Below are 19,935 nucleotides of genomic sequence, written 5' to 3' on the forward strand. Positions count from 1 at the left end.
TTATCGCAAAACCGCTGCGCACGTTTGCGCGACGGGCGTCAGGCAGCCTTCAGGCTGTTTTCCTTCAGCGCGTCCTTCAGCGGCTTCACGAGGTCCAGCTTCTCCCAGGAGAAGGAACCGTCGCGGCCGGCCTTGCGCCCGAAATGGCCGTAAGCCGACGTCTTGGCATAGATCGGCTTGTTGAGGTCGAGATGGCGGCGGATGCCGGACGGCGAAAGATCGATCGTCTTGCGGATCGCGGCTTCCACCTCATCCTCGGTCACCTTGCCGGTGCCGTGCAGATCGACATAGATCGACAGCGGCTGGGCAACGCCGATGGCATAGGAAAGCTGGATCGTGCAGCGGTCGGAAAGGCCGGCGGCCACGACGTTCTTGGCGAGATAGCGGGCGACGTAAGCCGCCGAACGGTCGACCTTGGTCGTGTCCTTGCCGGAGAAGGCGCCGCCGCCGTGCGGAGCTGCTCCGCCGTAGGTGTCGACGATGATCTTGCGGCCAGTGAGGCCGGCGTCACCATCCGGGCCGCCGATGACGAACTTGCCGGTGGGGTTGATGTACCAGGCGCAATCCTCGGCGATGGCGATATCGTGCAGGGCTTCGCGGATGTAGGGCTCGACGACCGCGCGCACCTTGTCCGAATCCCAGCTGTCATCGAGATGCTGGGTGGAAAGCACGATCGAGGCGACTTCGGCCGGCTTGCCATCGACGTAACGGACCGTGACCTGGCTCTTGGCATCCGGCCCGAGCTTGCCGGCATCGCCCTCGCCCTTTTTACGGGCGGCAGCGAGCAGATGGAGGATGCGGTGCGAATAATAGATCGGCGCCGGCATCAGCTCTTCGGTTTCGCGGCAGGCGTAGCCGAACATGATGCCCTGGTCGCCGGCACCTTCGTCGCCCTGCTTGTCGGCGGCGTTGTCCACCCCTTGGGCGATATCGGCCGACTGCGAATGCAGGAGCACGTCGATCTTGGCGCTCTTCCAGTGGAAGCCGTCCTGCTCGTAGCCGATCTCGCGGATCGCCTTGCGGGCGGCGGACTTGAATTTCGACGGGTTGATGACGGAGTTGCCGTCCTTGTCGGTCTTCATAAGACTCGGAGGCAGACGCACTTCACCGGCGATGACGACACGGTTGGTCGTTGCCAGGGTTTCACAAGCGATGCGCACGCTCCACGGATCGACGCCGGTCTTGGCGGCTTCGCGGTAGACGAGATCGACGATCTCATCCGAAATCCGGTCGCAAACCTTGTCCGGATGACCTTCCGCCACGGACTCGCTTGTAAACAGGTAATTGGCACGCATGCGGGAATTCCCCTCAAAGAAAGACGTCTTGCTCGGTGTAGTCAGTCTGACAGCAAATGACAATGACACAAGGATATAAATATATCTTTATGTCAAAGTCACGAAAAAGATTGTGCGTCTTTCGGAGCATGTCGCGCAAAACTGTGCAGCGGTTTTACGAACTGCCTTCACCGCAGGCGTGCGGCCTATCTCAGGGCACAAAAAAAGCGGCGCTTTCGGCCGCTTTTTTTGCGTGATTGCTTTGCCTTGGCCTATTCGGCCTCAGCTTCCGCCGCCAGTGCCTTGACCAGGTCGACCAGCTTGCGGCGAACCTTGGGGTCGCCGATCTTCACGAAGGCGCGGTTTAGCTGCAGACCTTCCGAAGACGACAGGAAATCAACCACGTAGTTGGAGCTCGAGGCTTCGGCCATGCCGGACACGCCGGATGCACTGTCGCCAGGAGCATCTTCGAAAAAGAAGGACACCGGAACATTCAGGATCGCCGAAATGTTCTGCAGACGGCTGGCGCCGACCCGGTTGGTTCCCTTTTCGTATTTCTGGATCTGCTGGAACGTAATCCCCAAAGCTTCCCCGAGCTTTTCCTGGCTCATGCCCAGCATGGTGCGACGAAGGCGAATCCGGCTGCCGACATGGATGTCGATCGGATTCGGCTTCTTTTTGTTCTCAATCATAACGGTTCCCAATACGCGAAGTTCAGCATCCACGAATTTGGATGCTGCCGGAGGGCAGGCTACACGCCACGTTGTGAAGCCAGGGCGGAAACCCTCCGACCATAGGTTTAGGCCCATGGTAATTGCTACTATGCAATTTTAGGGGTTTTTGGTCAATTCACCCTAAAAACAAAACTACTGCGAGAAACCAGCGCAACCGCGAGCGACATAACCGCGGCGAGCAGCGCATTCCGACGCTGTTGGCCCGGCGTAAAAGGTATCGCGACCTTTCCCGGCAAGATTGTGTCCACGACACCTTTAACGTTGAAGGCGGCGCCCGATACAACTTCGCCATAGCCGTTGACCACGGCGGAGATGCCGCTATTGGCGCCGCGCACCAGCGGAACGCCGGTTTCGACCGCCCTGAGTTCGGCCTGCTGGAAGTGCTGATAGGGTCCGGGCGTATCCCCGAACCAGGCATCGTTGGTGATATTCAGCAGCATGTCGGCCCGCAGCGCCTCGTCGCCGATCTCCTCGGGGAAGATCGCCTCGTAACAGATCAGGGGGTAGAGCACCTTGCCATCCGGCAGCGTCAGCAGAGAACGGCTCGCCGCCGCCGAAAAACCGCCGGGCATGGAAGCCGCGACCGACTGCAGACCGAGCGAGGACAACATGCCTTCGAGCGGCAGGTATTCGCCGAAGGGCACGAGATGCAGTTTGTCGGCCGCGCCGATGATCTGGCCGCGATCGTCGATGGCGTAGACGGAGTTGTAATAGCGCGGCGGAAGCCCCGTGCCGGCATTTTCGCCCCGCACGGCGCCGGCAAGCAGCACCTGCCCCTCCTGCAAGACGTCGGCGATGCTGACGAGTGCGTCCGGATTTTCCGTCAGGAGGAACGGCACCGAGGTTTCCGGCCAGACGACGAGGTCCGGCCGTTTGCCGCCCTCGGCCGGCGCTGACGCGGTCAGTTGGAGATGGGCGGTGAAAATCTCTTCGCGCGCGGCATCGTCGAGCTTTGTCGACTGGTCGATCACCGGCTGCACCAGCCTCACCGACAGCCCCGCCTCCGGTACTGCCGGCGCGGGCAGACGCCAGTAACCGTAGCCGAGATGGGCGGCGACCAGCAGCGCCGCAAGCGAGAGGCCGAGCCCCGCGCCCTTGCGCGTGCCGATCAGCGCCGGCATCGCAAAGACGAACACCGCCAGCCCGTTCATGCCGGCAAGACCGAAGACGACAGCCGACTGCATCATCACCGGCGCCGGCATGGCCGCATAACCGATGGCATTCCAGGGGAACCCGGTGAGCAGGAAGCCCCTCACCCATTCGACAATGCCGAAGGCCAGCGCAAGTGCTGCAATACGCCCGAGCCCATCCGACCAAAGCATGCGCGCCAGCACCGTCGCCAGCCCGTAATAGACAGCAAGAACGGCGGGAAGACCGATGACGGCAAGCGGCAGCGCCCAGGCGAAATCATCCGCCTCCACCAGCAACGCATTGCCCAGCCACCAGAGCCCGCCGAGGAAATAGCCGAAACCGAAGCACCAGCCGATGGCAAAGGCCGGAAAGGCGCGGCGCGGCAGGCCATGATCGGGATTTCCCGTGGCGCCGTCCATCAGCCAGACAAGGACCGGAAAGGTCAGGAACGGAACGATGAAGATGCCGAAGGGTGGCAGGGCGAGCACCGTCAGGAGCCCGGCAAGAAACGCGACAACCGCCCGCTTCGCTCCCGACAACAGCATGATCCTGCCAGAAAGCCACTCCATATCGTTCCCCTCGCTGTTCGCGGGTTGTCACCCACGCGGCCGCACCCCGAATCAATGCAGGCGCAGTGTTCCAAAAAAGCGGGGGTTTGTCCTGCCACCCTACGAAGCTTCGCCATTCGGCGGCGGGGCGCGCGGCGGAAACGAAAATGCCCGCCTGTCGAGGCGGGCATTTCTACATTAGAACCACGGGTCCTATCATCCGGTATCCCGTAACGGATTGGCCTCCGGCGTGGCGATCATCTCGGCGCCGGTTTCCTCTTCGCCCTTCTGCAGCGGGCGGCGGCGGGAGGCGGCCGGGCGCTTTCTGACGATCCGCACGCGCTTCACGCGCCGCGGATCGGCATCCAGCACCTGGAACTCGAAGCCAGGGATCGCCTGCACGACTTCGCCGCGGGCCGGGATGCGGCCGAGCGAGGCGAAGACGAGGCCGCCGAGCGTGTCGACATCCTCGAGCTGCTCGCGCACGTCGAAATCAGGGCCGATCGCGGCGGCTATATCTTCCAGCTCGGCGCGGGCATCGGCGACGAAAACGTCGTCCGAGGTCTTGGCGAACATGACTTCTTCATCGTCATGCTCATCCTCGATATCGCCGACGACCATTTCGACGATGTCTTCCAGCGATGCCAGACCATCGGTGCCGCCATATTCGTCGATGACCAGCGCCATCTGGATACGGGCGGCCTGCATGCGCTGCATCAGGTCGGAGGCGTGCATCGACGGCGGCACGAACAGCACCTGGCGGACGATGCCCGCCTCTTCCACGGTCTTGGAAAGATCGACGCGGCCGAGATCGAAGACAGCCTTCGGCTGACGCGGGGCTTTTTCCGCTTTGTCCGCGGTAGAGGCTGCAGCAGCGCGCGTGCCGGTGCGGCGCTTGTTGCGGGCCTGCTTGGTCACATAGGAAAGCAGGTCGCGGATATGGACCATGCCGCGCGGGTCGTCGAGGCTTTCGCTATAGACCGGCATGCGCGAACGGCCGGATTCCTCGAAGATCACCATCAGCTCGCCGACGGTGATGCTCTGGTCTACCGCCTCGATATCGGCACGCGGCACCATGACGTCCTCGACACGGATTTCGCGGAAGCGCAGGATGTTGTTGAGCATCGCCCGTTCGCCGGGCGAAAAGGCGGTGTCGGTGCCGGCGTCGGTCATCAGCGCATCGGCGAGATCGTCGCGCAGGCTTGCATTGTTTGCCCCGCGGAAAATCCGCGCTGCCCGGCTCCAGAAGGAGGATGATTTGCCGCTCTCAGGTTTCTGCGCGGCGGCGCTACTACTGCCCGCCTCGTCCGAACTTGAGGCTTCCGCCTCGTCCCTTCCAGCCGCGGCCGGCTGTGCTTTAAAATCGCTCATCGTTCCAAACTATCATACGGGATCACTGTCCCCATAGGGATCAGATAACCCAAGATCGGCCAAAATGCGAGTCTCAAGCCCTTCCATTCTTTCCGCATCGCCGGCATGGATGTGGTCGTAGCCGAAAAGATGCAGGAATCCATGGACGAGCAGATGGGTCAGATGCTCATCGAAGGGCTTGCCGAGATCGGCCGCTTCAAGGGCGATCGTCTCCTGCGCCAGGATGATATCGCCCAGCATCGGCCCCGGCATCTTGCCCGGCTCGACCGGGAAAGCGGGGAAGGACAAGACGTTGGTCGGCTTGTCGATATTGCGCCATTCCGCATTGATCTCGCGAATCGAGGCATCGTCGGTGAAAACCAGCGAAAGCTCCGGCGCCATGTCGGGGAAAGGCTGCTTTTCCTGCTCGACGAGAAACGCCGCGGCCTTTTCCAGCACGCGTTCGCAAAAACTCTGAAGGGCGTCTTCGGAGGGCCATTCGCCCACCTCGACGCTGATCTGGATATCGAGATTGCTCATGACGGTCGACGACCGCCTCAGCGGTCGCCCAGCTCGCTTTCGTCCTGCACGGCGGTCTGCGCCTCATAGGCGCGCACGATGCGCGCCACCATCGGATGGCGCACGACATCGACATCCTTGAAGCGCACGACGGACACGCCCTCGACGCCCTTCAAAATCTGCAGCGCCTCGACGAGGCCGGATTTCACGCCGCGCGGCAGGTCGACCTGGCTCGGATCGCCGGTGACGATCATGCGGCCGTTTTCGCCTAGACGCGTCAAGAACATCTTCATCTGCATGGATGTGGTGTTCTGGGCTTCGTCGAGGATGACGGCGGCATTGGCAAGGGTTCGGCCGCGCATGAAGGCGAGCGGCGCGATTTCGATGACGCCGGCGGTGATCGCCCGCTCCACCTTGTCGCCGGGCATCATGTCGTAGAGCGCGTCATAAAGCGGGCGCAGATAGGGATCGACCTTTTCCTTCATGTCGCCGGGCAGGAAGCCCAGGCGCTCACCGGCTTCGACGGCCGGGCGCGACAGGATGATGCGATCGACGGCGCCGCGCTCCAGAAGCTGCGCGGCATGAGCAACGGCGAGATAGGTCTTGCCGGTGCCGGCCGGACCGACGCCGAAGACAAGCTCGGACCGCTCCAGCGCGCGCATATAGGCGTCCTGCGTCGGGGTGCGGGCAACGATCGTCTTTTTGCGCGTGGAGATTTGCGCGAGGTTCAATTTGGCCTTCTTTTCCATTGTCGGCAGCTGCAGCTGGTCATCGGCGGCAACCGCCATCCGAACCGCGCCCTCGACATCCGACGCATCTATGCTCCCGCCACTCTGCAGGCGGCCATAGAGGAAATCGAGCGCCCGGCGGGCCTGGTTGGTTGCCAGCACATCGCCGGAGATCGCCACGGAATTGCCGCGCGGTCGGGCCTCGATGTGGAGCAGTTGCTCCAGCAATTTCAAATTCTGATCGAACTGACCGAAAAGCTCGCTTGCAAAGCGATTGTTCTCGAAAGTAAGCACGAAGTGATTGACGTCTGTCGCGGATGTTTTCGACTGGCGCGGTGAAGAAGAAACCAATTCGTGTCCGTTCAAGCGGCAAAGCTCCCTTGGAGGTTCAGCCCTCAGCTTACCATGTCGGCAAACAAACTGTTAGGGCCGGTGCCTGTGATTCGTACTCTGACAATGTCACCGATTTGCGATGACTTTGCATCAACATTCACAGATTGCAGCCAGGGCGAACGGCCGATCAGCTGGCCCGGCATGCGGCCCGGCTTCTCCAGAAGCAGGTCGATTTCACGCCCGACGCACGCTTCGGCGAAGGCATGCTGCTGTTTCAGAAGCAAAGCCTGCAATCTTTCCAAGCGGTTGGCTTTGACGTCTTCCGGCACCTGATCTTTCAGATCGGCCCCTGGCGTTCCCGGACGGGTCGAATATTTGAACGAAAACGCCTGTGCATAACCCACGGCCTCGACCAGCCGCAGCGTGTCTTCGAAGTCCTCGTCGGTCTCGCCGGGGAAACCGACGATGAAATCGCCGGACAAAGCGAGATCAGGACGCGCCTGTTTGATGCGATGGATCAGCGCCAGATATTCGGCGGCCGTATGGCGCCGGTTCATGGCTTTCAGGATGCGGTCGGAGCCGGATTGCACCGGAAGATGCAGATAGGGCATCAGCTGCGGCAGGTCGCGGTGGGCCGATATCAGGCCGTCATCCATGTCGCGCGGATGGCTCGTGGTATAGCGCAGCCGTGCAAGGCCCTCGATGCCTGCGAGATGATGCAGCAATTCGCCAAGGCCCCATTCGGCGCCATCGGGGCCGGCACCATGCCAGGCATTGACGTTCTGGCCGAGCAGCGTCAGCTCACGCACCCCGCCTTCGACCAGCTTGCGGGCTTCCGCAACGATCTGCGCGGCCGGACGGGAAACCTCGGACCCCCGCGTATAGGGCACCACGCAGAAGCTGCAGAACTTGTCGCAGCCTTCCTGCACGGTGAGAAACGCGGTAACACCCCGCGCCCGCGTCTTTGCCCTTTCCGGGGCCGGCAGATGCTCGAACTTGTCCTCGATCGCATAATCGGTCTCAAGCACGCGCTCGCCGCGCTTCACGCGCTTCAAGGCTTCCGGCAGGCGGTGATAGGTCTGCGGGCCGATGACCAGATCCACGGCCGGGGCACGGCGCAAAATTTCGTCGCCCTCGGCCTGCGCGACGCAGCCGGCAACGCCGATCATCATCTCGCGGCCTTCGCCGGCCTTCTTCTTTTTCAATTCGCGCAGGCGCCCGAGGGCCGAATAGACCTTCTCGGCCGCCTTTTCGCGGATATGACAGGTGTTGAGAAGAACGAGATCGGCATCCTCCATCACATCGGTCGCGACATAGCCGTCCTTGGCCAGCGCATCCTGCATGCGATCGGAATCGTAGACATTCATCTGACAGCCGTAGGTCTTCACGAAGACCTTGCGGGTGTTCTGGTGAGCGACGGGCGCGTCCTGCGCGCCGGAGAGCGTTGCGATTTCCTCGGTCATGGGGCTTCCATAGAGCATGAAAGCCCGGATTTGAAGCGTTTTTAGGGTTAGCGGCCGCGCAGTTTCAGGGACAGCATGTCCCGCATCCGCTTTTCGATCTGGCGGCTCACCAGCTTGCGGTTGCTCTCGGCCGTATAGCTGATCTGCTCGCCGAAGATGACGTCGACATCGACCGCCCCTTCCTTCAGGATACCGATCAGATGCGGCAGCATCGGAATGTCGCCCGGCCAGGCCGCGATCGGGCGATGATAGCGCCCCATCGGCATGCCATGCACGCCCGTATAGGCGATTGCGACAGGTTGCACATGCACGGTCCCGGTCGGCGAGAGCGGCACAGCAGCGGCGGCGGCGCCGAAGAGTGAGGTCTTGATCTCCAGCAGACGGTTGCCGTCCGAGGTCGTGCCCTCGGGAAACAGCACGACGATCTCGCCGGCCGCCAGCCGCTGGCCGATCTCGTTGACCTGATTTCCGGTCGTGCGCTTTTCTTCCCGCCGCACGAAAATCGTCGCCTGCAGCCGCGCCAATAGGCCGAAGACCGGCCATGACTTCACATCCGACTTGGCGACGAAGACCACATCGGCAATCGAGCCGAGCACCAGGATATCCTTCCAGCTGGCATGATTGGACACCAGCATCAGCGGCCGCTGGCGGTCCAGCGCCCCATGCACGGTTACGCGGATACCGATGAGCCGGCAGGCCAGACGGTGCCAGTAGCGCGGCAGAGTGCGCCTGAGCGGCCGGTCCAGCCACAGAGCCAGCACCTGGATTGGCGCGATGAGGAACGTGGCAGCCACAAGAACGGTCAGGCATACGCCGATACGCAGCCAGTTGAGGACGGAACCGGGATCAATCCTCATGGCAAAAGCCCTTCCGGATGGGCGAATGGATCGACGAACTCTGCAAAGGCTTCCCGGCTTTTCCTGATATCAGGGGCAAGGGCTAATCAAGATCGAGCCGCATGACAAGGGCGGCCGTCGGCGCACGGTTAGCGTGCTGATAATAGGCCCGCCGCTCGCCGACCTTGGCAAAACCGAGCTTGCGATAGAGGCCGATGGCCGCCAGATTGGTCTCGTCTACTTCGAGGAACATGCTGTCGGCCGCCTTGTCGCGCGCCTCGCGCAGCGCCGCCCGCATCAGCCGCCAGCCGAGGCCGTGGCGCTCGTAACGCGGGTCGACGCCGATGGTCAGGATTTCCGCTTCGCCAGCCGCCACCCGCGCCAGAACGAAGCCGCCGATCGCCGGTCGGCTCGCATTCACCTGCCCCGCGATGAAGCCGAAGACGGTGTCCTGCACCAGCAGACGATGCAGCTCGCCATCGCTCCAATGGGCGGAAAAACGCTGCTTATGGATGGCGGCAGCCTGTGCCAGATGCTCGGCCTCGAGGGCGAAGACATCAAATTCCGCTTTGCGGACAAAATAGTCTGTCAGGGCCATGGACGGCACTCATGCTCGGGCAACGGCAAAGCCGGCCTGCGGCTTCACATCGGGACCCCGTAAATAAAGCGGCTTCGGCTTGCCCTGAGCTGGATCAGCGTAAGCGCCGAGTTTCGCAACGACGCCGATCTCAGTGAGATCGCTGCCGTTCGGCATGGCTGACACCAGCGAGGCACCGGAACCGCAAACGATACCATCATAGTCCCGGAAACGGGTGACGGCATCCGCAATCTCGAGCGCCTCCGGCGGCGTCAGCTCGGCAAGACCGGCGGAAAACATCTGGGCATAGACTTCGTCGCGCTTGGCATCCATGACCACCGCGATCGGCCGTCCCGGATTGTCCCTTGCGGCCGCTGCCGCAAGCGCCGCAAGCCGCGAAACGCCGACAGCGGGAACGCCGAGCGAGAGTGCAAACCCCCTCGCCGCAGCCACCCCCACACGAATGCCGGTAAAGGAGCCGGGACCGATGGTGACGGCAACCCGCTCGACATCGGCAAGCGCCCTGCTGCTGGCGGCCAGCGCCTCGTCGATGAAGGCCATCAGTTGCTCGGCATGGCCACGACCGATATCGGCACCGGCCGAACCCAGCACACGGTCTTCGGCGCTATCATAGAGAGCGGCAAAACAGCCCGTCCCGGCCGTATCGAGAGCAAGAACGATCATGGGATGCGAAGCCGATCAGACGGCTTCGACCGCCTGAACCTCCGGCACGAAGTGGTGAAGCAGGTTCTGGACGCCGTGCTTCAGCGTCGCCGTCGAAGATGGGCAACCCGAGCAGGCACCCTTCATGTTGAGGAAAACCGTGCCATCACGGAAACCCTTGAAGGTGATGTCGCCGCCATCCTGGGCCACGGCCGGGCGCACGCGGGTTTCCAAGAGTTCCTTGATCGTCGCGACGATGGTTTCGTCGCCCGCATCGAAGAACTCGCCTTCGAGATCGCTTTCTTCGGCGCGGCTGTGAATCGCCATGACCGGCTGACCGGACATGAAGTGTTCCATGATCGAGCCGAGGATCGCCGGCTTCAGGTGCTGCCATTCCTGATCCTGCTTGGTGACGGTGATGAAATCATAGCCGAAATAGACGCCGGTCACGCCGGGGATCATGAACAGGCGGGCGGCGAGCGACGAGCCGGCGGCAGCTTCCTCGCTGTCGCGGAATTCCGCCGTGCCGTGTTCCATCACCACCTTGCCGGGCAGGAACTTGAGGGTCGCCGGGTTCGGCGTTGCTTCGGTCTGAATGAACATCTCGCTCTCCTGCATCGGCCGGGGAGATGTGCGGCCGAGTTTAGAATAATTCAAAACAATATATAGGCTGATCAACCCGCGACATCAAGCGCGACGGGCGCTTTACACTGCGTCAGCTCAGCGCATCGATCTCCGCATCCGTCAGGCTGTCGGGGATGACGGTGACGGGAATCGGAAAGGCTGCCGTCTTGCCTGCAATCGAGGAGACGAGCGGGCCTGGACCATCCTTGGCAGAGCCGGCGGCCAGCACCAGAATGGCGATGTCGCGGTCTTCCTCGATCAGGCCGTAAATCTGCTCGGTGGCGCTGCCCTCGCGGATCACCATTTCCGGCTCGATGCCGATCGTCTCGCGCACGGTCTGGGCGATCTTGGCAAGCGTCGCCTCGGCCTCGGCCCGCGCTTCGGCCCGCATCACCGCCTCGACACCCAGCCATTGCTGGAAATCGCCATCGGCGATCACGTAAAGCAAAACCACCCCGCCGCCGGAGTTCTTGGCGCGCATGCCGGCGTAATGGACGGCGCGGCTGCATTCGGGAGTATCGTCGATCACCGCCATGAATTTACGGCGGTGACCTTCCAGTCGTGAGAGTCGTGTCGAAACCATGGCCGGACTCTTACACTCGTTCCGGTTGGCCGCAAGACCTCTTTTTACTGCAGGAAGCCGATGATCTCGCGGACTTCCCGCATCGTCACTTCCGCCCGCGCCCGCGCCCGCTCGCCGCCGTCGCGCAGGATGGCATCGATGTGGCTGGTGTCGTCCATCAGGCGGCGCATCTCGCCGGTGATCGGCGACAATACGGCGACGGAAAGATCGATCAGCGCCGGCTTGAAGACCGAGAACTGCTGGCCGCCGAATTCATCGAGCACCTGCTGCTTGGTCTTGTCGGAAAGCGCCGCGTAGATGCCGACGAGATTTTCCGCTTCGGGACGGCCCTTCAGGCCATCGGTTTCGCTTGGCAACGCATCCGGGTCGGTCTTGGCCTTGCGGATTTTCTTGGAAATCGTCTCGGCATCGTCGAGAAGGTTGATGCGCGAAAGATCGGAGGCATCCGATTTCGACATCTTCTTGGTGCCGTCGCGCAGGCTCATGACCCGCGGCGCCGGCCCGCCGATCAGCGGCTCCACCATCGGGAAATAGGCATGCACCGGCTCTTCGCCGACCTTGATGTCGATGCCGTAGCCGGTCGGCGCGATATGATCCTTGAAGTCGATGTTGAACTTCATGGCGATATCGCGGGCCAGTTCCAGATGCTGCTTCTGGTCGTCTCCAACCGGAACATGCGTGGCGCGGTAGACGAGGATGTCGGCGGCCATCAGGCTCGGATAGGCGAGCAGGCCGAGCGAGACCTGCTCGGCATTCTTGCCGCCGGTCTTGTCCTTGAACTGGGTCATGCGTTCCATCCAGCCGATGCGCGCGACGCAGTTGAAGATCCAGGCAAGCTCGGCATGCTGCGGCACGGCCGACTGGTTGAAAACGATGTGCTTCTTCGGATCGATGCCCGACGCGATGAAGGCAGCGGCAATCGAGCGGATCTGGTTGCGCATATCCTCATGCACCAGCTGGGCGGTCAGCGCATGCAGGTCGACGACGCAATAAATGCAGTCGTTGTTTTCCTGCAGCGCCACGAACTTTCTGATAGCGCCGAGATAATTGCCGAGATGAAGATTGCCGGTCGGCTGAACGCCGGAAAAGACCAGCGGCTTGAATTCTGACATCGTGTCCTCGATCAGGCTTGTGGAGGGCCTAGATTGCTCTGGCTCTGTTGAAGATGGCCGCGCTTATGCACAAGGCATCTGGCGCGATCAAGCGGAATTGCTGATGGGCTTCTGTCCGCTCGCATCAAGATTCGGCGGATGACGCGGCCTGCGCCTTGCGCTTCAGGTTGCGCCGGATCATCGAGGCATCCGCGCCGCCGATCAGGAAGGCCACGGAGAAATAGACGACCATGGCAAGGCCGATCAGCATCATTAGCGCCGAAAGCTGGGTGAGAAGCGGGCTTTGGGGCGCAAGCCAGTCCGACAGGGCGGCGGAGGCATAGTTCAGCACCAGACCCATGATGACCGTGGCGATCAGAAGCCGCAGCACGCGGAAAGCCAGCGCATTTTCCCAATTCCAATGCCCGCGCCGGATCAGTGTCGCAAAAAGAAGCGTTGCCGTCAGCCAGCCTGAGGTCGCTTCCGCAGTGGCGATGCCGCGCTCGGCGAAGAACGGGAAGAGCGACACCGCAAGCGCGCAATTGACCGCCACCGAAAGACCGGTGATCCGCATCGGTGTCTTGGTATCCTCGCGGGCGAAGAAGCCGGGATTGAGCGACTTGATGGCCACGAAGGCGGGCAGTCCGAGACCGTAGATCGCCAGCGTCGCGGCAACGGTGCTCGTCGTATCGGCCGAGAAGGCCCCACGCTCGTAAAGCACCCGCACGATCTCATCGGAGATGACCCAGAGCGCACCGGCGGCCGGCAGCGTCAAAAACAGCACGAATTCCAGCGAGCGGTTTTGCAGGTTCGCCGCTTCGCGCTCATGGCCGGAGCGCAGCGCCCGCGACAATTCCGGCAAAAGCACGACACCGACGGCGATACCGACGACGCCGAGCGGCAACTGATAGACGCGGTCTGCATATTGCAGCACCGCGATCGCGCCGTCCTTGGTGGAGGCGATCATCTGGCCGATGATCTGGTTGATCTGGGTGATGCCGCCCGTGACGGCCGCCGGCAGCGCGAGCCAGAGCAGGCGTTTTACATTCGGCGTAAAGCGCGGCCGCGCCAGCCCGAAGCGCATGCCCGCATGCAGCACCCCGACATAGAGCACGGCCATCTGCAAAATGCCGGCGACCAGTACGCCCCAGGAAAGATACCAGGCCGTCGCCAGCGGATCGGCGCCGGTCAAAAGGCCGTAGCCGAGGGCGGCGATCAGGGCGATATTCAGGAAAACCGGCGCGATCGCGGCGGCAAAATAGTGATGCAGCGAGTTCAGCATGCCCGATAGCATCGCCGTCAGCGACATGCACATCAGATAGGGAAACATCACCGCCGCCAGCTTGACGGTGACGTCGAACTTTTCCGTCCCCGCATCGAAACCGGGAGCGATGATCCATGAGACCAGCCACGGCATCGCCAGTTCCATGACGATGGTGATCAAAAGCAGCACGGTGAAGAGAACGCCCAGCACCTCTTCGGAAAAACGCTTGGCGCCGTCGATGCCGTTCGCCTCGATCTCCTTGGCAAACAACGGCACGAAGGCGGCATTGAAGGCACCCTCGGCAAACAGCCGGCGAAAGAGGTTCGGAAACCGGAAGGCCGCATAGAAGGCATCCGCCATCGGACCGGTGCCGAGTGCCGCCGCCATCAGGGTTTCGCGGGCAAAGCCGAGCACGCGGCTGCCGAGCGTGGCGCCGCCAACGGTGGCGAATTTTCGAACGAGACTCATGTTTCTGCCCTGGACTTTCGGGATAGGCCCGCCCGCCCGCTGTTCTGCGGCGCGATGATGCCGGCGGGCATGCGGTCGCGTGCCTCGTCCACCTCATCGGACATGACGGCCTTGAGGCGGGCGGAAATGTGGCTGTGGCGGCTTTCGTTGACGATTTTCTGGCCAACGAGATCGGTGACGTAGAAGGTATCGATGACCTTCTCGCCGAAGGTGGTGATATGAGCCGACGCGATGTCGAGCGAAAGATCGGCCAGCACCGCCGTCATCTCCGACAACAGGCCCGGCCTGTCGAGGCATTCGACCTCGATGACGGTGAACTTGTTGGAGAGCGTATTGGAGATGGTGACGGCCGGCGTCACCGTAAACGCCTTGGTGCGCTTGCGGCTCTTGGTGCGGCTGGCGATCACCTCCGGCAGGCGCTTCTTGCCCGACAGCACGTCCTCGATCAGCTTGCCGATATTGGCCGCCCGGCGTGTCTCATCGCCATCGACCGTGAACTCGCGGTTGACGAGGATCGTGTCCAGCGCCCGGCCATCCGAGGTGGTGAAGATCTGCGCATCGACGATGTTTGCACCGGCTGCCGCACAGGCGCCGGCGATCACCGCAAGCAGACGCGGATGGTCCGGCGACAGCACGGTGATTTCGGTGATCGCGTGGAACTGGTGGGTGCGCACCATCGTCGCCAGCGCCCGGCCCGTCTTGTCGGCCTCGCGGATGAAATGCGCGTGGCGGACCTGATCCTCCAGCGGCACGGAGAGCAGATAGGGCTGATAGTGCAGCTTGGTGTAGGTCTTGCGGTCCTTCTGGCTCCAGTCCGCCAGCGCCTCGAAAAGCACGTCTGCCGCATGGGCGGCGCGCTCCTTGCGCGGCATTTCCGAAAAGCCGCCGGAGAGCAGAAGCTCGGTTTCGTAGTAAAGCGTGCGCAGCAGCTGGCCCTTCCAGCCGTTCCACACGCCGGGTCCCACGGCGCGGATATCGCAGACCGTCAGGATCAACAGCATCTTCAGCCGGTCGAGCGATTGCACCCGGTCGGCGAAATCGATGATCGTCTTGCGGTCGTTGAGGTCGCGGGTCTGGGCGACCATCGACATCGTCAGGTGCTCTTCGATCAGCCAGGCCACCGTTTCCGTCTGCTTCGGCGTCAGCCCGAAGCGCGGCCCAAGCTTGCGCGCCACCTTGGCGCCGGCGCTGGAATGATCTTCCGGCCGGCCCTTGGCGACATCGTGCAGCAGCACCGCAACAAAAAGCGCCGTGCGGTCCTCGATACTCGGCATCAGCTTGTCGGCAAGCGGATGCGCTTCCTTGTCGCGTCCCTGGTCGATGCTCGAAAGGATATCGACCGCACGCAAGAGATGTTCGTCCACCGTATAATGGTGGTACATGTTGAACTGCATCAGCGAGACGATCTTGCCGAATTCGGGAATGAAGCGGCCGAGCACGCCGGCCTCGTTCATGCGCCGCAGGATCAATTCCGGCTGACGCTTCGAAGTCAGGATCGAGATGAAGAGGCGGTTGGCCTCCTCGTTGTCGCGCACGGCCTGGGTGATCAGCCCCAGCGACCGGGTCACCTGCTTCAACGCCGCCGGATGGAATTCGAGTTCGTTGATATCGGCCACATGGAAGATGCGGATGAGGTTGACCGGGTCCGTCTTGAAGACATCGGGGCTTGCCAGCGCAATGCGGCCGCCGTCGTCGACGAACTCCAGCGAGCCGGCGATCTTGCGCGTCCGGTGGGTAAAGCGGGAAATGGCCGCCCCAAGCCCCGGAAGCTGCTTGGCCTGCTGGTCTTCCAGCGCCGCGCAAAAAATGCGGGTGAGGTCGCCGACGTCCTTGGCGACGAGGAAATAGTGCTTCATGAAGCGCTCGACCGCCGTCATGCCCGGATGATCGTGATAGCCGAGACGTTCGGCGATCTCGCGCTGGATATCGAAGGACAGCCGCTCCTCCGCCTTGCCGGTCAGGAAGTGCATGTGGCAGCGCACCGCCCAGAGGAAATCCTCGGACTTGTCGAACAGCTTCAGTTCCTGGCGCGAGAGCACGCCGACCTTCACCAGATCGGCGGCATGCTTGACCCGGTAGAAATACTTGGCGATCCAGAACAGGGTGTTGAGGTCGCGTAAGCCCCCCTTCCCTTCCTTGACGTTCGGCTCGACCAGATAGCGCGTATCGCCGGCCTTGCGGTGGCGCTCGTTGCGTTCGGCAAGCTTGGCGGCGATGAAGGCCGGGCCGGTGTTCTTGACGATCTCCTCGTCGAAGCGGCTGGACAGTTCCTCCGTCAGCGCCAGCGAACCGCAGATATAGCGTCCCTCGAGAATAGCGGTGCGGATCGTCATGTCGCTGCGGGAAAGCCGGATGCAATCCTCCAGCGAACGGGTGGCGTGGCCGACCTTGAAGCCGAGATCCCAGAGGATATAGAGCATGAACTCGATGGCCGGCTCGCTCCACACCGCCTTCTTTTCCGGCAGGATGAACAGGAGATCGATATCGGAGCCGGGCGCCAGCGTGCCGCGGCCATAGCCGCCGACGGCCGCTACCGCGATCCGCGAGGACTGCGGCGTCTGCGAGGCATCGAAAATCTCGTTCAGGGCAAAATCGTGCAGCAGGGTAATCAACCGGTCCTGCAGCCAGGAAATCCGCATGGCGCATTTCAACCCGCCGCCATCGGCATCCAACAGTTCGCGGGCCTTCTCGCGGCCCTTGCGGTTGGCCTCGCGAAAGGCGGCGAGCAGCGCATGGCGCATCGGCTCGCGCTGTTCGGCATAGGCGGAGGCGATGAAGCCGCATTTCGCACGCAACGCCGGGACATCGAGAATGTCCGAAAAGTCGATGTCGTTCCTGCTCATCGCCTGCCGCTCGTGCTCCTGTCCGGCGCTTCCGGCGCCGCCTTACTGCTTTAGCCGCTTCGTCGCGGATTGCACAGGGGCCGTCAGCTGTTGCCGAGCTGCTTCTTCAGCGCATAAAGCGCTTCCATGGCCTCGCGCGGGGTCATATCATCGGGATTGAGGCTTTTTAACGCCTCCTCGACCTTGGACGGCCCGGCCCTGGCGACCTCCTCGCGGCGGATCGCCACCTGGAACAGCGGAAGATCGTCGATCAGCTGACTGGCCGGGTTCTTGCGGTCGGCATCTTCGAGCTTGGCGAGCACTTCGCGGGCCCGCGCCACGACGGAGGCCGGCAAGCCGGCGAGACGCGCCACCTGAATACCATAGGAACGATCCGCCGCCCCCGGCCCGACCTCGTGCAGGAAGATGACGTCGCCGTCCCATTCCTTGACGCGCATGGTGGCGTTGGAAAGCCGGCCAAGCTTTTCCGAAAGCACTGTCAGCTCATGGAAATGGGTGGCGAACAGCCCGCGGCAGCGATTGCCCTCATGCAGATGCTCGACCGCCGCCCAGGCGATTGAAAGACCGTCGAAAGTCGCCGTGCCGCGCCCGATTTCGTCGAGGATGACCAGCGAGCGGTCGGTCGCCTGATTGAGGATCGCCGCCGTCTCGACCATTTCGACCATGAAGGTCGAGCGTCCCCGCGCCAGATCGTCGGAAGCGCCGACACGGGAGAACAGCCGGTCGACGATGCCGATATGCGCGGATGCTGCCGGCACGAAGGAGCCCATCTGCGCCATGATCGCGATCAGCGCGTTCTGCCGCAGGAAGGTCGATTTACCGCCCATGTTCGGGCCGGTCAAAAGCCAGATCGCGCCATCGCCTTCGCCGTCGCGCGGCGAGAGATCACAGCTGTTGGCAACGAAGGTCTGGGCCGATTGCCGCCGCAACGCCTGTTCGACCACCGGATGGCGGCCGCCATCGATCGCAAACATCTTCGAGCCATCGACCACCGGCCGGCAGTAGCCCTGCTCCTCGGCGAGAGAGGCCAGACCCGCGGACACGTCGATGACGGAGAGCGCGAAGGCCGCCCCCTTGATCGCCTCGGCCTCGCCGACGACGAGGCTGGTAAGCGCATCGAAGGCTTCGAGTTCGATGGACAGCGCCCGGTCGGCGGCATTGGCGATCTTCGATTCGAGATCGGCAAGCTCCGTCGTGGTGAAGCGCATCGCGTTCGCCATGGTCTGGCGATGGATGTAGCGGGCGCGGGCCGCGTCGCTGTCGGTCATCGGCCCGGCATTGCCGGCGGTCACCTCGATGAAGTAGCCGAGCACATTGTTATATTTGATCTTCAGCGACTTGATGCCGGTTTCCTCGGCATAGTTCAGCTGCAGGCCGGCGATCACCCGCCGCGACTGGTCGCGCAGCGCCCGCACCTCGTCCAGCTCGGCACTCGCCCCCTGGCGCACGAAACCGCCGTCGCGCTTCAAGAGCGGCAGTTCGTCGGAAAGCGTCGTGGCAAGCCGCCGCGAAAGTTCCCCCGGCAAACCAAGGATGGAATCGAGCGCAAGGTCCAGTTCCTGCGAAAGATTGCCCGTTTTCAACAGACGCACCACGTCGGCCGCCGCCATTGTGCCTGCAAGGATAGCGCCGAGATCGCGCGGGCCACCGCGCCCGAGCGACAGCCGCGACAAGGCGCGCGGCATGTCCGGCACATGCTTCAAGGCCTGACGCAGATCGGCCATCAGCTGCGGCTGGTCGAGCAGCGCGGTGATCGAATCCAGCCGCTCGGCGATGCGCTCGGGATCGGTCAGCGGCGACATCAGGCGTTCGGCCAGAAGCCGCGCGCCGCCGCCGGTCACGGTGCGGTCGAGCGCCTTGAGCAGCGTGCCGTTACGATCACCCGATTGCGTCTTGACCAATTCGAGGTTGGTGCGCGTCGCCGGGTCGATGAACAGCGTCGAAGCACCGCTTTCGCGCTCGGGAATGCCAAGCGGCGGACGCTCGGCAAACTGGGTCTTCTCGACATAGGCGATCGCCGCCGAGGCCGCCGCCATCTCGGCCCGCGAAAAGCCGCCGAAACCATCGAGCGTCTTCACGCCGTAATAGCGGGAAATACGGTCTTCCGCCGTGGCGCTGTCGAACAGCACCGCCGGCTGCGGCACCGCCACCCGGCCGAGCACATCGACCACCGCCCGCATCTCGGGATCGTGGAAGACGGTATCGGCAAGGATCAGTTCGCGCGGCTCGACCCTCAGAATATCGGCCAGCAACCGGCTTTCCGTCGTCTCCGCCAGCCGGAAGACGCCGGTGGAAATATCGATCCAGGCCAGCGCCAAAAGCGGCTCGCTGCCGCTGCGGATGCGGGCCAGCGTCATCAGGTAGTTGGTCTCGGACGGCGAAAGCAGCTTGTCTTCGGTGATCGTGCCCGGCGTGACGAGCCGCACCACGTCGCGCTTGACCACCGATTTCGAGCCGCGTTTCTTGGCTTCGGCCGGGTCTTCCACCTGCTCGCAGACGGCGACGCGAAAGCCGCGCACGATCAGCTTCTGCAGATAATCGTCGGCCGCATGCACCGGCACGCCGCACATCGGAATGTCCTGGCCCAGATGCTGGCCGCGTTTCGTCAGCGTGATTCCGAGCGCGCGGGAGGCTTCCACGGCATCCTGAAAGAACAGCTCGTAGAAATCGCCCATACGATAGAACAGCAGCGATCCCGGATTGTTCGCCTTGATCTCGATGTACTGTTCCATCATCGGCGTGGCCGAGGCGCGGCTCTCCTCCGAAGCCAGCTTCGCTGCGGAAAGAACGTCGGAATCGCTATATGTCGGATCGTGCAGAAAAGTCATTTTGGCCCCAGAAAACAGGTGCCACACTATCCGCGCCCGTTTATAGAAGACAATACGAAAGCGGCGGGGAGGAGCCTT

The 19,935-nt window shown here is 62.7% G+C and carries 15 protein-coding genes and 1 pseudogene; all 16 read right to left on the bottom strand.

Annotation, left to right across the window (positions count from 1 at the left end; all coding sequences use genetic code 11):
- Positions 1–38: 38 nt before the first annotated feature.
- The gene (gene metK, locus ASC86_RS05345) at positions 39–1,295 is read right to left on the bottom strand and encodes a methionine adenosyltransferase (protein WP_056317084.1); all 1,257 of its coding nucleotides are present in this window, start codon (positions 1,293–1,295) and stop codon (positions 39–41) included.
- Positions 1,296–1,546: 251 nt separating this feature from the next.
- The gene (locus ASC86_RS05350) at positions 1,547–1,966 is read right to left on the bottom strand and encodes a helix-turn-helix domain-containing protein (RefSeq protein WP_056317088.1); all 420 of its coding nucleotides are present in this window, start codon (positions 1,964–1,966) and stop codon (positions 1,547–1,549) included.
- Between the two features lie 152 nt (positions 1,967–2,118).
- A complete protein-coding gene (gene lnt / locus ASC86_RS05355) occupies positions 2,119–3,708 on the bottom strand; it encodes an apolipoprotein N-acyltransferase (RefSeq protein WP_056317091.1) in 1,590 nt (529 codons plus the stop codon).
- Between the two features lie 195 nt (positions 3,709–3,903).
- A complete protein-coding gene (locus ASC86_RS05360) occupies positions 3,904–5,058 on the bottom strand; it encodes a hemolysin family protein (protein ID WP_056317094.1) in 1,155 nt (384 codons plus the stop codon).
- Between the two features lie 12 nt (positions 5,059–5,070).
- Positions 5,071–5,577 carry an rRNA maturation RNase YbeY gene (gene ybeY, locus ASC86_RS05365; RefSeq protein WP_056317097.1) on the bottom strand — a complete coding sequence of 169 codons (507 nt, stop codon included), beginning with the start codon at positions 5,575–5,577 and terminating at the stop codon, positions 5,071–5,073.
- A 17-nt stretch (positions 5,578–5,594) separates the two neighbouring features.
- On the bottom strand, positions 5,595–6,650 hold the full coding sequence (locus tag ASC86_RS05370; protein ID WP_056317099.1) for a PhoH family protein: 1,056 nt from the start codon (positions 6,648–6,650) through the stop codon (positions 5,595–5,597).
- A 29-nt stretch (positions 6,651–6,679) separates the two neighbouring features.
- Positions 6,680–8,080 carry a tRNA (N6-isopentenyl adenosine(37)-C2)-methylthiotransferase MiaB gene (gene miaB / locus ASC86_RS05375; RefSeq protein WP_056317102.1) on the bottom strand — a complete coding sequence of 467 codons (1,401 nt, stop codon included), beginning with the start codon at positions 8,078–8,080 and terminating at the stop codon, positions 6,680–6,682.
- A gap of 47 nt (positions 8,081–8,127) precedes the next feature.
- Complete coding sequence (locus ASC86_RS05380; RefSeq protein WP_056317104.1) at positions 8,128–8,937, bottom strand: lysophospholipid acyltransferase family protein; 810 nt, start codon at positions 8,935–8,937, stop codon at positions 8,128–8,130.
- 82 nt (positions 8,938–9,019) lie between these two features.
- Positions 9,020–9,514: an N-acetyltransferase gene (locus tag ASC86_RS05385; RefSeq protein WP_056317106.1), complete on the bottom strand. Its 495-nt coding sequence runs from the start codon at positions 9,512–9,514 to the stop codon at positions 9,020–9,022.
- Positions 9,515–9,523: 9 nt separating this feature from the next.
- The gene (gene tsaB, locus ASC86_RS05390) at positions 9,524–10,177 is read right to left on the bottom strand and encodes a tRNA (adenosine(37)-N6)-threonylcarbamoyltransferase complex dimerization subunit type 1 TsaB (protein ID WP_056317108.1); all 654 of its coding nucleotides are present in this window, start codon (positions 10,175–10,177) and stop codon (positions 9,524–9,526) included.
- Between the two features lie 15 nt (positions 10,178–10,192).
- A complete protein-coding gene (locus ASC86_RS05395) occupies positions 10,193–10,759 on the bottom strand; it encodes a NifU family protein (RefSeq protein WP_056317112.1) in 567 nt (188 codons plus the stop codon).
- Positions 10,760–10,871: 112 nt separating this feature from the next.
- Entirely contained in the window at positions 10,872–11,363 is a 492-nt protein-coding gene (locus tag ASC86_RS05400) for a universal stress protein (protein WP_056317116.1), read from the bottom strand.
- A gap of 44 nt (positions 11,364–11,407) precedes the next feature.
- Entirely contained in the window at positions 11,408–12,475 is a 1,068-nt protein-coding gene (gene trpS / locus ASC86_RS05405) for a tryptophan--tRNA ligase (RefSeq protein ID WP_056317119.1), read from the bottom strand.
- 124 nt (positions 12,476–12,599) lie between these two features.
- Entirely contained in the window at positions 12,600–14,186 is a 1,587-nt protein-coding gene (gene murJ / locus ASC86_RS05410; RefSeq protein ID WP_056317123.1) for a murein biosynthesis integral membrane protein MurJ, read from the bottom strand.
- Positions 14,183–17,035 (bottom strand): annotated as a pseudogene (locus tag ASC86_RS05415) ([protein-PII] uridylyltransferase); the annotation flags it as partial. The gene murJ and the pseudogene ASC86_RS05415, both read right to left, overlap by 4 nt.
- Before the next feature lie 77 nt (positions 17,036–17,112).
- A complete protein-coding gene (mutS, locus tag ASC86_RS05420) occupies positions 17,113–19,857 on the bottom strand; it encodes a DNA mismatch repair protein MutS (RefSeq protein WP_056317131.1) in 2,745 nt (914 codons plus the stop codon).
- Between the last annotated feature and the right edge of the window lie 78 nt (positions 19,858–19,935).

This window comes from Rhizobium sp. Root1212 (genome assembly GCF_001424985.1).
Lineage (GTDB): Bacteria > Pseudomonadota > Alphaproteobacteria > Rhizobiales > Rhizobiaceae > Pararhizobium.